The sequence below is a fragment of the Bacillus sp. FSL R12-0074 genome (genome assembly GCF_038005725.1).
GTDB classification, from domain to species: Bacteria; Bacillota; Bacilli; order Bacillales; family Bacillaceae_G; genus Bacillus_A; species Bacillus_A mycoides.
In genome coordinates, this window is record NZ_JBBOTR010000001.1 from 3619352 (window position 1) to 3633056 (window position 13705).

The 13705-nt window shown below is 34.5% G+C and carries 14 protein-coding genes; 3 read left to right on the forward strand and 11 right to left on the reverse strand.

Going from position 1 to position 13705, the window contains the following annotated elements:
* Window positions 1-57: 57 nt before the first annotated feature.
* The 3 genes from NSS97_RS18725 to gabP form a co-directional block, all read right to left on the reverse strand.
* Entirely contained in the window at window positions 58-600 is a 543-nt protein-coding gene (locus tag NSS97_RS18725; RefSeq protein WP_000228315.1) for a DUF420 domain-containing protein, read from the reverse strand.
* Window positions 601-916: 316 nt separating this feature from the next.
* Complete coding sequence (locus NSS97_RS18730; protein WP_078175321.1) at window positions 917-1255, reverse strand: hypothetical protein; 339 nt, start codon at window positions 1253-1255, stop codon at window positions 917-919.
* A 133-nt stretch (window positions 1256-1388) separates the two neighbouring features.
* A complete protein-coding gene (gabP, locus tag NSS97_RS18735) occupies window positions 1389-2783 on the reverse strand; it encodes a GABA permease (RefSeq protein ID WP_000360102.1) in 1395 nt (464 codons plus the stop codon).
* Window positions 2784-3052: 269 nt separating this feature from the next.
* Between gabP and NSS97_RS18740 the strand changes: the two genes are divergently transcribed.
* Complete coding sequence (locus NSS97_RS18740; protein ID WP_002087965.1) at window positions 3053-4135, forward strand: chitinase; 1083 nt, start codon at window positions 3053-3055, stop codon at window positions 4133-4135.
* A gap of 54 nt (window positions 4136-4189) precedes the next feature.
* Here NSS97_RS18740 and NSS97_RS18745 read toward each other — a convergent pair whose 3' ends face one another.
* On the reverse strand, window positions 4190-5401 hold the full coding sequence (locus NSS97_RS18745; RefSeq protein ID WP_044439826.1) for a M20 metallopeptidase family protein: 1212 nt from the start codon (window positions 5399-5401) through the stop codon (window positions 4190-4192).
* 124 nt (window positions 5402-5525) lie between these two features.
* Complete coding sequence (locus NSS97_RS18750; protein WP_107886472.1) at window positions 5526-6419, reverse strand: metallophosphoesterase; 894 nt, start codon at window positions 6417-6419, stop codon at window positions 5526-5528.
* 196 nt (window positions 6420-6615) lie between these two features.
* On the opposite strand from NSS97_RS18750, the gene NSS97_RS18755 reads away from it, so the two are divergent.
* Window positions 6616-7431, forward strand: coding sequence for a formate/nitrite transporter family protein (locus tag NSS97_RS18755; RefSeq protein ID WP_002087973.1), 816 nt, complete (start codon window positions 6616-6618; stop codon window positions 7429-7431).
* 141 nt (window positions 7432-7572) lie between these two features.
* Window positions 7573-7845, forward strand: coding sequence for an HU family DNA-binding protein (locus tag NSS97_RS18760; protein WP_002033657.1), 273 nt, complete (start codon window positions 7573-7575; stop codon window positions 7843-7845).
* Window positions 7846-7864: 19 nt separating this feature from the next.
* Here NSS97_RS18760 and NSS97_RS18765 read toward each other — a convergent pair whose 3' ends face one another.
* From NSS97_RS18765 to NSS97_RS18790, 6 genes are all read right to left on the reverse strand, one after another.
* Window positions 7865-8344 carry a GNAT family N-acetyltransferase gene (locus tag NSS97_RS18765; RefSeq protein WP_044439832.1) on the reverse strand — a complete coding sequence of 160 codons (480 nt, stop codon included), beginning with the start codon at window positions 8342-8344 and terminating at the stop codon, window positions 7865-7867.
* Window positions 8345-8562: 218 nt separating this feature from the next.
* Window positions 8563-10983, reverse strand: a complete 2421-nt coding sequence (locus NSS97_RS18770) for a heavy metal translocating P-type ATPase (protein ID WP_044439834.1) — start codon at window positions 10981-10983, stop codon at window positions 8563-8565.
* A gap of 94 nt (window positions 10984-11077) precedes the next feature.
* The gene (gene copZ, locus NSS97_RS18775; protein WP_002033654.1) at window positions 11078-11284 is read right to left on the reverse strand and encodes a copper chaperone CopZ; all 207 of its coding nucleotides are present in this window, start codon (window positions 11282-11284) and stop codon (window positions 11078-11080) included.
* 195 nt (window positions 11285-11479) lie between these two features.
* Window positions 11480-11782 (reverse strand): metal-sensing transcriptional repressor, encoded by a 303-nt coding sequence (locus NSS97_RS18780; RefSeq protein ID WP_002014668.1) that lies wholly within the window; start codon window positions 11780-11782, stop codon window positions 11480-11482.
* A 292-nt stretch (window positions 11783-12074) separates the two neighbouring features.
* On the reverse strand, window positions 12075-12302 hold the full coding sequence (locus NSS97_RS18785; RefSeq protein WP_002190443.1) for a hypothetical protein: 228 nt from the start codon (window positions 12300-12302) through the stop codon (window positions 12075-12077).
* A 308-nt stretch (window positions 12303-12610) separates the two neighbouring features.
* Complete coding sequence (locus tag NSS97_RS18790; protein ID WP_044439838.1) at window positions 12611-13681, reverse strand: helix-turn-helix transcriptional regulator; 1071 nt, start codon at window positions 13679-13681, stop codon at window positions 12611-12613.
* Between the last annotated feature and the right edge of the window lie 24 nt (window positions 13682-13705).

Consider the following 13705-nt stretch of genomic DNA (forward strand, 5'->3'; position numbering starts at 1 on the left):
TAATTTCACAAACAAATTTGCTTAACAAAAAAATCCCAGCCTTTAGGCTGAGATTTTTTATTGATAATAAGGTGAGATCATTAAGTAAACAATAACCCCAGATAAGCTTACATATAACCAAATCGGCATCGTCCAACGTACAATTTTACGGTGACGTGTTAATTGATTCGTAAAACCAAATACAAGTGCGAACAATGCAAGGGGTACAATAATCGCCGCAAGGATAATATGTGTAATTAAAATGATGAAATACACATATTTAATGAATCCTTCTCCACCGAAATGTGTTGCCGGTGCCAAGTAATGGTACGATAAATATGACACACAAAATAATAAAGTCGTTGTAAACGCTGCAAGAATAAAACCACGGTGCATCTTTACATTCTTTTTAATAATAGAGAATAAAGCTGCTAATAAAAATACAAACGTAAAACTATTAAAAATTGCGTTTAACATTGGTAAGATAGTTACATCAAAATGTACTTCCCCTTCATAGCCAACAGGTCCAAAGAACAAAAACAAAATAATCGCATTTACAATTACAGAAAGCGTTATCACAATAGGAGCATAGCTTTTCTGATTCGTTGATTGATCCACCAAATTGGTCACTCCTCTTCTTTCAAATATGTATAATTAACCTCACTATTTTAACATATTATTCACGGTGTAAATGTGACAATAGTTTGACACAGTAAGACAGGGCAAAGAAAAAATCCTTCTTAACAATACTTCTTAAGAAGGATTTTTTCGCTTTATTATTCAAATAGCAATGCGATTAGTTTTTGTTAAAAAACGTACTGCTATACGCTTGATATATTTCAGACACTTGATATCCCATTAATGAAATTGCTGTTAATGAAAAGAAACCAATCATAAGAAATCGAAACCACATATAAATCTCCTCCTTGTATTTAGCTTAAAAAGCAGTCGCTATATTACAAGTTGAGTGGCACTCTTCATCGTCACTTTCCTTTTTCTTTACAATTGCTGTTATAAATCGAATCATAAAGAAAATCACAAAAGGAAATTGTTCGTAATTTACCTTGGCATAGTTTGGCAACGGCTCGCGCTGCACATCGAACGGAGATGAGAAGGAATAGAACATACCTTGCTCTTCCATATATACAATTACAATTTTCATACAAAACATTATTCCTAGAAATGAAACAATATCTTGCCATTCTGTCGTATATAAAAAGTTATACAGCTCTAATACGTACTCTTCCATCGTCATCCCCCCTTCCTTTTTTACCATTTTGCTCGCCTTCATATAAAAAGTCAAGAAAAAAGTTTATATTCACTATGACAATAGTAATTACTTGTTTCTATGATTATATATGATTCTTTTATAGCAATGATTGGGTGTAACTCTCTTCTAAAACAAGAAATTAGAATCGAACAGATTCCTCATTCTTACTTTTAGGATTCAACAATGTACTATTTTTATTTCTATTAAAAATAAAATAAGAAATTATTATAAGAACAGTAACAAGCATTGTTAAAAGCGCTTGTGAACGTAAAGATTCAATTGCGAGCATGGCAACTAAAACTGCTATAATCGCAGCAATTGTAACATATGTTACATATGGAAAAAGCCACATTTTCACTTTCAAATTTTGTTGTTCCGCTTTCCCCATTTTTTTACGTATCTTGAAATGTGAAACTGCTATAACGAGATAAACGAGTAACGCAATCCCGCCAGATGCATTCACTAAAAATAAAAATACTTTATCTGGAGATATGTAACTAAAAACAACTCCAATGTAAGCAAAGAAAGTTCCAAATAAAACCGCCCGAACTGGAACACCACTACTATTCAATTTCAAAAATGCCTTTGGCGCATCTCCTCTTTCTGCCATTGAAAAAAGCATTCTTGAGTTCGTATATAAACCCGAATTTAAACAAGAAAGTACAGCTGTTAAAACGATAAAATTCATAATTTGCGCTGCCGCTGGTATCCCTATATGTTCCAGTACCGCCACAAATGGGCTTTTTAGTATGTTCGCCGAATTCCACGGAAGGAGTGTAACAACTACAGCGATCGATCCAATGAAAAATACGAGAATACGCCAAATTACACTATTTGTTGCTGTTTTGACTGCCTTTACAGGTTCGGCAGACTCTCCAGCGGCCACTGCAACAATCTCAGATCCCATAAATGAAAATATAACGACGGTGATTCCAAGTAACACCGAACTTATACCATTTGGCATAAATCCTCCTTGACCTACCAAATTCGAAGTGCCAGGTGCTTCCGTTCCTGGTACAAATCCTAAAATAACAGCTAGTCCAAGACAAAGGAACAAAACAATACTTATTACTTTAATAAATGAAAACCAATATTCAAATTCTCCAAATGATTTCACCGAGAAAACATTCGTCAACGTTAATAAAATCGTTAATATTAAGCTTAATAACCAGAGTGGGATTTCTGGAATCCAGTATTGAATAATACCAGCACCTGCTGTAGCTTCTATTGCAATAACAATTACCCAGAAAAACCAATATAGCCACCCAATTGTATAACCTGCCCATGGACCAATTGCCTCTCTTGCATATGTTGCAAATGAACCACTTGTTGGATTAATAGCTGCCATTTCTCCTAGCATTCTCATAACGAAAATAACTAGAAGTCCTGCTAATGCATATGAAACGATAGAACCTGGACCTGCTGAATGCACAACCGCACCACTTCCAACAAACAAACCAGCTCCTATTACGCCACCAATGGAAATCATTGTAATGTGGCGTATTTTGAGGTCTTTCTTAAGATTTTTATCCAACTCTTGTACATCCCCTTCCAAACTTAATTTTGAAATTTATGTAAGAGTATTATGTGAAAAATCTTATCCTATACTTTAAAATATATCAAAATATTCTGAATTTAACAATCGTAATTCTACCTCCTTCAAAAATTATTTCATTAGGTTTAATAATTTCCCATACACAATTGTTGAGAAAATTATAGTCACCTTACAAAAGAATGAATTTTCAGATATCATTAAATGAACAAGATTATACATCTAGACAACTTTTGTATAGGAGTGTTGATATGTTAAACAAGTTTAAATTCATTTGTTGTACTTTAGTAATTTTCTTACTGCTACCGCTAGCTCCCTTTCAAGCACAAGCAGCAAACAATTTAGGGTCAAAATTACTCGTTGGATATTGGCATAACTTTGATAACGGTACTGGCATTATTAAATTAAAAGATGTTTCACCAAAATGGGATGTAATAAATGTATCTTTCGGTGAAACTGGTGGTGATCGTTCCACTGTTGAATTTTCCCCTGTGTATGGTACAGATGCAGAATTCAAATCTGATATTTCCTATTTAAAAAGTAAAGGAAAAAAAGTAGTTCTTTCAATAGGTGGACAAAATGGGGTCGTTTTACTTCCTGACAATGCTGCTAAACAACGTTTTATTAATTCCATACAATCTCTAATCGATAAATACGGTTTTGATGGAATAGATATTGACCTTGAATCAGGTATTTACTTAAACGGTAATGACACTAATTTTAAAAACCCAACAACTCCTCAAATCGTGAATCTTATCTCAGCAATTCGAACGATTTCAGACCATTACGGTCCAGATTTCCTATTAAGCATGGCTCCTGAAACAGCTTATGTTCAAGGCGGCTATAGCGCATATGGAAGCATCTGGGGTGCATATTTACCGATTATTTACGGAGTGAAAGACAAACTAACATACATTCACGTTCAACACTACAACGCTGGTAGCGGGATTGGAATGGACGGTAATAACTACAATCAAGGTACCGCAGACTACGAAGTCGCTATGGCAGATATGCTCTTACATGGTTTTCCTGTAGGTGGTAATGCAAATAACATTTTCCCGCCTCTTCGTTCGGATCAAGTCATGATTGGACTTCCTGCAGCACCAGCGGCCGCTCCAAGTGGCGGATATATTTCTCCAACTGAAATGAAAAAAGCTTTAGATTATATCATTAAAGGAATTCCTTTCGGAGGAAAGTATAAACTTTCAAATCAGAGTGGCTATCCTGCATTCCGTGGCCTAATGTCTTGGTCTATTAATTGGGATGCAAAAAACAACTTTGAATTCTCTAATAACTATAGAACATATTTTGATAGTCTTTCCTTGCAAAAATAATAAAAAACAACAATAGGTTTTATATGACCTATTGTTGTTTTTTATTTATGTAAATTACTTTTTCACTTCTACATGATGAAGAAATTCTTTTCCATCTCTTGAATAACTATTCACAAGACTTAAAAGCAACTTCCCACCAACCAACATCGCACGTTCATCAAAATCGAATTGAGGATGATGGTGTGGATATGTTGCCCCTATTTCTTCATTACCGGCACCTGTGAAGAAAAATGCTCCTGGAACATGTTCTAAGTAATATGCAAAATCTTCTCCGCCCATAATAGGTGGTACTTCCATGACCCTTTCTTTGCCAAAATCGTGTTCCGCAACCGTCATAAAATGACGTGTTTCAGCTACATGATTTATTAATATTGGATAGCCTCGTTTATATTGAATATTAACTTCAGCATGAAGGGACTGACAAATCCCCTCAACAACTCGTCTAAATTCCTTCTCCATATATTCTCTCACTTCAGGATCTAACGTTCGAATGGTTCCTGTAAACGTAGCAGTATCCGCAATAATATTATCGGCTTGCCCGGCATGGAATGTACCAACTGTTAAAACTGCTGATTGAAGTGGATCGACTTTTCTACTCACTAAAAGTTGCAACTGATTAATAACTTGTGTTGCAACGATAATAGCATCTACAGTATGATGTGGCATACCGCCGTGACCACCTCGCCCTTGAATCTTCACTTCAAAAGTATCAGCTGCCGCCATCATTGCTCCAGCTTTCGTTCCAACAATTCCTAAAGGCATCTGAGAAGATAAATGTGTACCAAAAACAACATCTACTCCTTCTAAACAACCATCCTCAATCATGGCAATTGCTCCGCCAGGCTCTTTCTCTTCTGCATGTTGATGAATAAGGACTATTTTTCCTGAAAGTTGGTCTCTGTTATCACTTAATATTTTTGCAACTCCTAAAAGTGTTGCTGTATGTCCATCATGGCCACAAGCGTGCATTACACCAGGAACCTTTGATTTATATGAAACTTTCTTTTCATCTTGAATAGGTAGTGCATCAAAATCAGCACGTAGCGCCATCGTCTTCCCAGGTATTCCACCTTCAATTACGCCGATTACCCCTCTTCCCCCGACATCTGTTTTCACATCAATATGAAAACTTTTTAAAATTTCAGCTATTTTTTTCGGTGTTTCTATTTCTTGAAACGATAGCTCTGGGTATTGATGAAAATCTCTTCGCCACGAAACCATTTGATTATATAAACTTTCCAATTCTTTATGCCATGTTTCTATCATAGAAATTCCCCTTTCTTTTTAACAGTTTAAATAAAAAATACATAATATTCTGTATTTAATCAATAAAAAAAGAGAACTTTCTTTAAAAGTACTCTTAATTCTTCAAAATATTAAACGTTCTACTTCAGTCACTACTTTGCTTCAATACAAATAGTGAAAGTTCCGGTACACTCAAAAATCTAACAGGCATTCGGGTTGTCCCAATACCACGATTTACGTATAAATGTAACAGCTTACTCTTCCCTTCTAATTCATACATACCTTCAACATGACTCTCAGCTAGTTTTGTAGTAATTAAAGGACCTACAAAAGGAATTTGAACTTGTCCTCCGTGACTATGTCCTGACATTTGAAAATCGACTGGATAACGAGATACTTTATCTACAACATCCGGCTCATGTATTAATAGCATATTGAAATCTTGTTGTCTTAAGTTTTTTAAAGTCGAGTCTATTTGTGGCTTCCCTAATAAAAAATCATCCAAACCTGATATTATAATATACTTGCCGTTTTCCCCTTTAATTTTCTGCACTTCATTTACTAACACAGAAAAACCAGCTTCCTCCATATACTTTTTGTAAAATAAACTACCGCCCCCACCTCTATCATGATTCCCAAACACAGCATATTTTCCTAGGGGAGCTTTAATTTTCTGCAAAATAACCTTTGCTTCTTCTCTTTCCGCACTATAGGATCCAAACTTATCTATTAAATCTCCTGTAAAAACTACTATATCTGGATGTAATTCATTCATCTTCTCCACCAAATTTTCTAGTTGTTTCAATGTAAAATCTGGTCCTAAATGTAAATCTGAGAACTGCAATATTTTTTTATTATTAAACTCTTTAGGAATTGTAGGAGCTTCTATTTCATTCCACGTAACTGTTACTAGTCTTCTTTCTATTTCAGTCGCATAGAAATACAAACTTACTGGTATCATTAATATACTTATGAAACTAATAATAAATATCTTTACGATTGATTTTTTTCGTTCTTTTTTTACATGATGCGTATTCATGTTTTCACCTCTAAAATCACTTTAAATCCTTATTGTTACATTAATGTGACAACATGAACAATGTTCGTTATATCCAATTTCAGCCCCACTCACTTTGACAAATTTATACAGAAATCATATCATGTTTTTATCATACATAGATTCTTTAAAATGTTTCTTCTATTCATTCCATCATTCTATTAAGGAGAGGTTATTCATGTCTGTATTTACACCAGAAGAAATTACGGAACTTGCTGCTAATTCTGGAAGAAAAAAAGCTCATTTATCATTGCTCCCTATGCTAATTCTCGGTTTTTTTGGTGGTGCTTTCATAGCATTAGGATATTTACTTGATATCCATGTTATCGGAACAATGCCAAAATCTTGGGGATCATTTACTAGCTTTTTAGGTGCTGCCGTATTCCCTATCGGTCTTATACTCGTTATCCTTGCAGGCGGTGAATTAGTAACTGGCAACATGATGACCGTTTCAATGGCATGGCTTCACAAAAAAATCGACTTATTTCACTTCATACGAAATTTAGTTATTGTTACGTTTAGCAACTTCATAGGTGCTATATTCGTCGCTTATTTTTTTGGTCATATCGTCGGCTTAACGGAGGGAGCTTTTTTAGCAAAAACAGTTACTATTGCACAAGCTAAACTACAAGATACACCACTGCAAGCCTTCATTTCTGCAATCGGGTGTAATTGGCTCGTTTGTTTAGCTGTTTGGCTCAGTATGGGAAGTAAAGAATTTATCGGAAAGATTGTCGGTATTTGGTTCCCTGTTATGACTTTTGTTGCGATTGGATTTCAACACGTTGTAGCCAATATGTTTGTCATCCCAGCTGCAATTTTTTCTGGTCATTTAACTTGGGTTGAATATTTTCCAAACTTCATTTTTGTTTTCTTCGGAAACTTAGTAGGGGGTATGTTATTTGTAGCATTACCTTATTTCATATCTTATAATAAGAAACTACCTTCCAATAAAGAGCAAACTGCATTAAAGAAAAAATCTGTATCCGCTTAAATTGAATGTCTATAAATTGGTCCTAAAAAATATTACAAATTTCATTTTTTTTGCGAATATATGTACGTACACTTGTTCTCGAATGTTTTATACGTTATAATAACAACTTAAATAGCATTATTTACATATGAGGTGAAAAACATGAATAAGACAGAATTAATTAAAAACGTAGCACAAAACGCTGAGATTTCTCAAAAAGAAGCTACTGTAGTTTTACAAACTGTAGTAGAATCAATCACTAACTCTTTAGCTGCTGGCGAAAAAGTACAACTTATCGGATTCGGTACATTCGAAGTTCGTGAAAGAGCTGCTCGTACAGGCCGTAACCCACAAACGGGTGAAGAAATGCAAATCGCAGCTTCTAAAGTACCTGCTTTTAAAGCTGGTAAAGAACTAAAAGAAGCTGTAAAATAATGAAAAATAGCCTTCTCATTTATGAGAAGGCTATTTTTTTCATGACATAATTAATAAAAATCTGACCATTACGCTGCTTATTTTGTTCCTTTATGCAAATAAAACCTTTGCTTTCAAAGAAAGGTTTTGCTGTAATACTCGCCTCTGTATATATATCCCTATGCTGCAAGTTCACTGCTTCTTTTTCTAACTTCTGTAGTATGTATGATGCTATCCTTTTTCCTTGATAATCTTTATGCGTAAATAAGCGATCTACGTAATGATCATCATTATAATCCCCAAATCCCACTATCACACCTTTATAATCAGCAACGTAACAAATATTCTTTTCTAAAGACTGTAGCCATCTCTCTCTATCTAGTCGCTCTGGGGCCCACGCCTGTAGCTGTAACTCGTTATAATCTTTTGCATTCACCGTATGAACCGTTTCATAGAACAATTGTAATACTTGCTCTAAATCCTCCTTCTGGAATGTTCTAATTTTAATATCTTTAAACATATGTAAAACTCCTTATCAAACTAACTCTTTTATTTCGGTTATCCGGATAATTATTTCGTGTTTATTTTCGAAGCAGTTTCTTCCACTATATATGATTCTACTTCTGCTCTTTCTATATTATATCGACTTTTCCTTCTAAACGAACAATAAACAATACTTATACAAAGTATTGTTTATTGTAAAAAAGCATATTAAATTCGCTTTATAGCTGAAAGTGTTTAAGATTTCAATTTAACTCTTTGTAATCTTAATGCATTTAATACGACTGATACAGAGCTAAATGCCATTGCTGCACCTGCAACCCAAGGTGCTAAGAAACCGAGCGCCGCAATTGGAATTCCTAGGCCGTTATAAGCTAACGCCCAGAATAGATTTTGCTTAATATTTCTAATCGTCATTTTACTCATAAAAATTGCATCAGCAATACTATTTAAATCACCACGGATTAACGTAATATCTGCCGCTTCCATCGCTACATCCGTTCCGGTTCCAATTGCCATACCGATATCCGCCGTAGCCAGTGCAGGAGCATCATTTATTCCATCTCCAACCATTGCTACTTTCTTACCTTGCGCTTGCAGTTTTTTCACTTCTTCTGCTTTTCCTTCTGGTAATACTTCTGCAATTACGTGATCAATACCAACTTGCTTAGCGATTGCCTGAGCAGTTTGTGTATTATCTCCTGTAATCATAACAACGTCTAGACCCATTTTCTTAAGTCTTGCGATAGCTGCTTTTGAAGTATCTTTTACAGTATCCGCAACAGCCACTATACCAGCATATTCTTTATTAATCGCAATAAGCATTGCTGTTTTTCCTTCTCGTTCTAGCGCTTCCATCGATTTAGAAACTTCTTCAATATCAATATCGAATTTCTTCATTAATCGACGTGTACCAATTAATAATTGTTTCCCTTCTACAACTGATTCGATGCCGAATCCCGGAATCGCTTCAAATGTTTCTGAACTTGGGATAACAATTTTCTTTTCTTTAATTCCTTCTACAATCGCTTCTGCAAGTGGGTGTTCAGAATTTTTTTCTGCCGCACCTACTAAACGTAGTATTTCTTCTTCATGGAATCCATCTGCTACAATTACATCTGTTAACACCGGCTTCCCATTTGTCACAGTACCTGTTTTATCTAGAATAACTGTATCTAATCGGTGGGTTGCTTCTAAATGCTCCCCGCCTTTAAATAAAATGCCATACTCAGCCGATCTTCCTGATCCAGCCATAATAGATGTAGGTGTCGCAAGACCTAATGCACACGGACAAGCGATAACAAGTACTGCTATCATTTTCTCAAGTGCTCCGCCAAAATCACCAGGTGTAACAAATAGCATCCACACTGCAAATGTGATAATAGCAATTACAACTACAACTGGTACGAAAATACCAGAAATTTGATCAGCTACCCTTTGAATAGGAGCTTTTGAACCTTGAGCCTCTTCTACTACTTTAATAATTTGAGCTAATGCAGTATCTCTTCCTACCTTAGTTGCTTTAACTTTTAAAAATCCATTTTTATTCATTGTAGAGCCAATTACTACATCCCCAATTGTTTTATCAACTGGAATACTCTCGCCTGTTAACATCGATTCATCTATCGCTGATTTTCCTTCTACAATTTCTCCATCTACTGGTATTTTTTCACCAGGCTTTACATAAACGATATCACCAGCTACCACTTCTTCGATTAAAATTTTCATCTCTGTTCCATCTCGCACAACTGTGGCAGTTTTCGCTTGTAGTCCCATCAACTTTTTAATAGCTTCTGATGAACGCCCTTTTGCTCTCGCCTCAAATAATTTACCTAAAATAATTAAAGTAATAAGTACCGCACTCGTTTCAAAATATAAATCTGTCATATGTTCTGAAGAACCAATCGACCTAATACTTAAATAAACACTATAGAAATAAGCTGCGGACGTTCCAAGTGCCACAAGAACATCCATGTTTGCACTTTTATTGCGTAGCGCTTTATAAGCACCAATATAAAACTGGCCTCCAATGATAAACTGAACCGGAGTTGCAAGAGCTAGCTGCACCCAAGGGTTCATAAGCACATCAGGTAAATAAATAAATGATGTAAATGAGAAATGACTTACCATTGCCCACAGTAACGGGAATGATAAAATAAACGAAATAATAAATTTCTTCTTTTGTCGTTCAATTTCTTGTAAACGATGATCAGTTGATCCATCTTGCTCATCTGATTTCACTTCCAATTTATATCCTAATTTCGTGATTGCACTCTTCATTTCATTTACATTAATTTCATCAGGATTAAAATCTACTGTAGCTGATTCCAAAGCGAAATTTACTGTCGCTCCGTTCACACCTTCTAACTTATTTAAACGCTTTTCTACTCTATTCGCACATGCTGCGCATGTCATCCCTGAAACAGTAAACTCAGCTTTATCACTTACAATTCCATATCCTAGCGACTCAACTTTTTCCTTAAATTGTTGTGGATTTGTTTTATGGGGATCATACATTATTTTTGTTTTTTCAAGTGCAAAATTTACATTTGCATCATGAACACCTTCTACTTTTTTCAGGCCTTTTTCAATTCTATTTGCACAGGCTGCACATGTCATGCCTGATATTTGGAGATTGGCCTCTTTTTTTTCATTCATGTCTCTCACCTCTATATACCCTTATAAGGTATAATTTTTAGCAAAATAAATCGTACTCCATATAAAGTACGATTTATTTCTATATTAAAAATTATTATTGAATTTCATAGCCTTGATCTTCAATTACAGCAACGATATCTTTTAACGTTACAACTGATGAGTCGATAGTAACTTCAACAGTTCCTTCTGCTAATTGAACTTTTACTTGTTCAACGCCGTTTAGTTCTTTCACATTACTTTCAATAGAATTTACACAATGCCCACAAGACATACCCTCAACTTTTAATGTTAACTGTTCCATTTAAAATCCTCCTCTTGTTTATTCATTGTTTATTAATCACAACTACATCTTACCATACCCCCCTAAGGTAATCAATGGTTTTGTATCATGATTTTTATTTTTTTCTAAAATCTTTATTTTTTTGCTCCAATTATGAATTTATATATCTTCTCCTATATAAACAAAAGCCAAGCTAGTCAAATACTAGCTTGGCTTTTATGCTTTTGAAAAACGTTCAAATACTGTCATTAATTCTTCAATTGCTTCGTCACCATTACCATTTTTAATAGCTCCTGAAACACAATGACTCGTATGATTTTTTAAGACACCCATTCCTACTTTTTTCATCGCTGCATTAATCGCAGAAATTTGAACTAAAATATCCACGCAATAACGATCATTTTCAATCATATTTTGAATACCACGGACTTGGCCTTCAATTCTCTTTAATCTATTTATAATTTGTTCTTTTTCTTTTTCTGATCTATGTGTTACTGATTCATGGTCCTTATGATCCATATTATCACCTTCTTAAAGTTTCTCTTCATCCAATAAAACAATTGCTTTTATGAGTATACCAATTATATCATCAAATATCTATGTAGGATACCCCATATGAGTATATTTTCGCTTTATGATTATTCTTAACACATCATTAGCTTCTCAGTCTCAATTAATATGATACCCTTTCTTTTTTTCAAAAAAACAATAATAAGCAGGGATTGTCCATCCCCGCTTATTATTCATCCACAAATATAAAAGTCTCAATTTTCACACGTGTAAATTGAGACTTTTTTCTTCCTATATATAATTATTGCTGATCACATACTTTTGTATCATTCACTACTGAAGTTCCTTCAACGGTTACCGTATGAAAACAGTCATTTACACGAACTGTCACAACATTATCTTGCCGATCAATGATATGATAGTCATTAAAATTTTTATTCAGAGCACTGCGAATTTGTTCTCCTTCATAAATTGGAATACCATGTGATAAAACCCAAATAAGCCCAGCGATAGCAAGAATAGTTTTCATACGATCTACCTCCTTGAGAATATAGTGAACTTTTAATCCATGCTTTTTCAGCTCTATTAATCATGAATGGAATGAATCAAGCCTTTTTGGAAATAAGTTCATTTCGTCTATTTTATGTTTATGCTAATTGTGACCGAATTGTGACAACTTTTTGTCTATTTAGACGAAAAGTTGAAACAAAACTTTCAAAAAGGACAATTCTACTGATAAAAAAAGGTTATGGAATGTTTCATCCATAACCTTTTTTCAGCCCTATTCTACAACTCATCCACCGTACTTCATGTGATTTTTGTAGAGTTATTTTATTTTTATTCATCGACATCAAAACAAAATCTTGAAAAAACTTCCCACACGAGTTCATTTCTACTACTTACCCCAGTCTTTTCAAAAATGGATTTTAAATGATCTTGTACCGTGTATATAGATATACAAAGTTCATGGGCTAATTCCTTTGTCGACATACCTGTAAGAATTTTACGTATTACTTGCTTCTCACGTGTTGTAAAACTATACACTTCCGTAATAAGCGGAAAGATTTCTTCCGGTCTTGCTCTTTCGAATAGAACAACATAACCACCCTGAAAACTACTTGTACGTTCTAACTTACTGGCCCGAATGATTAAAAAATGTCCATAGGCTAAAGGTATACAAACTTTTTCTTCTCTATTCATACAACCTACATTATATTCGTTAGCCTTTACTTTCGAACAAACCGCACGTATTGGCCTTGGTATTTCTTTTATATTTAACTGTTCATACTTTCTAAGATTTGAGAGCCAATCGCTGCCATCTTGATTCCAATATAATAAATTAAAATCCTCACTTAATATAATCGTGCCTGTCCCTATTACCTTCTCTTCTGAAAAAGGTTTAGGAAATGCCTTTTTTAAAGCCTCTCCAGCAATTGGGACTATCGTTGCCAAATACTTACAATCATCTATATAAAAAGCGGGACTTGTACTCCCTCGAAATAAACTAAGATGCCCAAAACAGTTCCCCTTACTCATACAAACGCCCCTTAATTCATCTCCAAAACTTGCTGGTTTTAAAATATTTCGGTATCTAGAGCTTTTCTTTTGTTCACCATTTGTCACCATACTAAGAGAAGCAACATGAGGATAGTGTTCTGATAAATATTTAAATTTATTAAAATCATCTTCTAGAAATTCATTCATAAACAATTGTGGATGAATCTTTTCAACACTTTCATCCGTAAATGCCCCAGTAGATAAAAAAGAAATTGGGTCTATAGCTGTAAAACAAGCGGCGTCAAAATCAATGACTTTACGTATTAAGTGGAGAAATGACTCTTGAAATGTCCTTATAGAACTTATACGATTCGCTACCATTGTAATTTCTTTCGTTATTTTTTCATACATCCTCTTCCCCCCAGATTTACGGGA

Excerpts from the sequence above, each read along its gene's own strand:
- NSS97_RS18745 (WP_044439826.1), bottom strand. The coding sequence starts at position 5,401 with ATGATAGAAACATGGCATAAAGAATTGGAAAGTTTATATAATCAAATG.
- NSS97_RS18750 (WP_107886472.1), bottom strand. The coding sequence starts at position 6,419 with ATGAATACGCATCATGTAAAAAAAGAACGAAAAAAATCAATCGTAAAG.
- NSS97_RS18755 (WP_002087973.1), top strand. The coding sequence starts at position 6,616 with ATGTCTGTATTTACACCAGAAGAAATTACGGAACTTGCTGCTAATTCT.
- NSS97_RS18740 (WP_002087965.1), top strand. The coding sequence starts at position 3,053 with ATGTTAAACAAGTTTAAATTCATTTGTTGTACTTTAGTAATTTTCTTA.
- NSS97_RS18760 (WP_002033657.1), top strand. The coding sequence starts at position 7,573 with ATGAATAAGACAGAATTAATTAAAAACGTAGCACAAAACGCTGAGATT.
- NSS97_RS18785 (WP_002190443.1), bottom strand. The coding sequence starts at position 12,302 with ATGAAAACTATTCTTGCTATCGCTGGGCTTATTTGGGTTTTATCACAT.
- copZ (WP_002033654.1), bottom strand. The coding sequence starts at position 11,284 with ATGGAACAGTTAACATTAAAAGTTGAGGGTATGTCTTGTGGGCATTGT.
- NSS97_RS18790 (WP_044439838.1), bottom strand. The coding sequence starts at position 13,681 with ATGTATGAAAAAATAACGAAAGAAATTACAATGGTAGCGAATCGTATA.
- NSS97_RS18730 (WP_078175321.1), bottom strand. The coding sequence starts at position 1,255 with ATGGTAAAAAAGGAAGGGGGGATGACGATGGAAGAGTACGTATTAGAG.
- NSS97_RS18780 (WP_002014668.1), bottom strand. The coding sequence starts at position 11,782 with ATGGATCATAAGGACCATGAATCAGTAACACATAGATCAGAAAAAGAA.
- NSS97_RS18770 (WP_044439834.1), bottom strand. The coding sequence starts at position 10,983 with ATGAATGAAAAAAAAGAGGCCAATCTCCAAATATCAGGCATGACATGT.
- NSS97_RS18765 (WP_044439832.1), bottom strand. The coding sequence starts at position 8,344 with ATGTTTAAAGATATTAAAATTAGAACATTCCAGAAGGAGGATTTAGAG.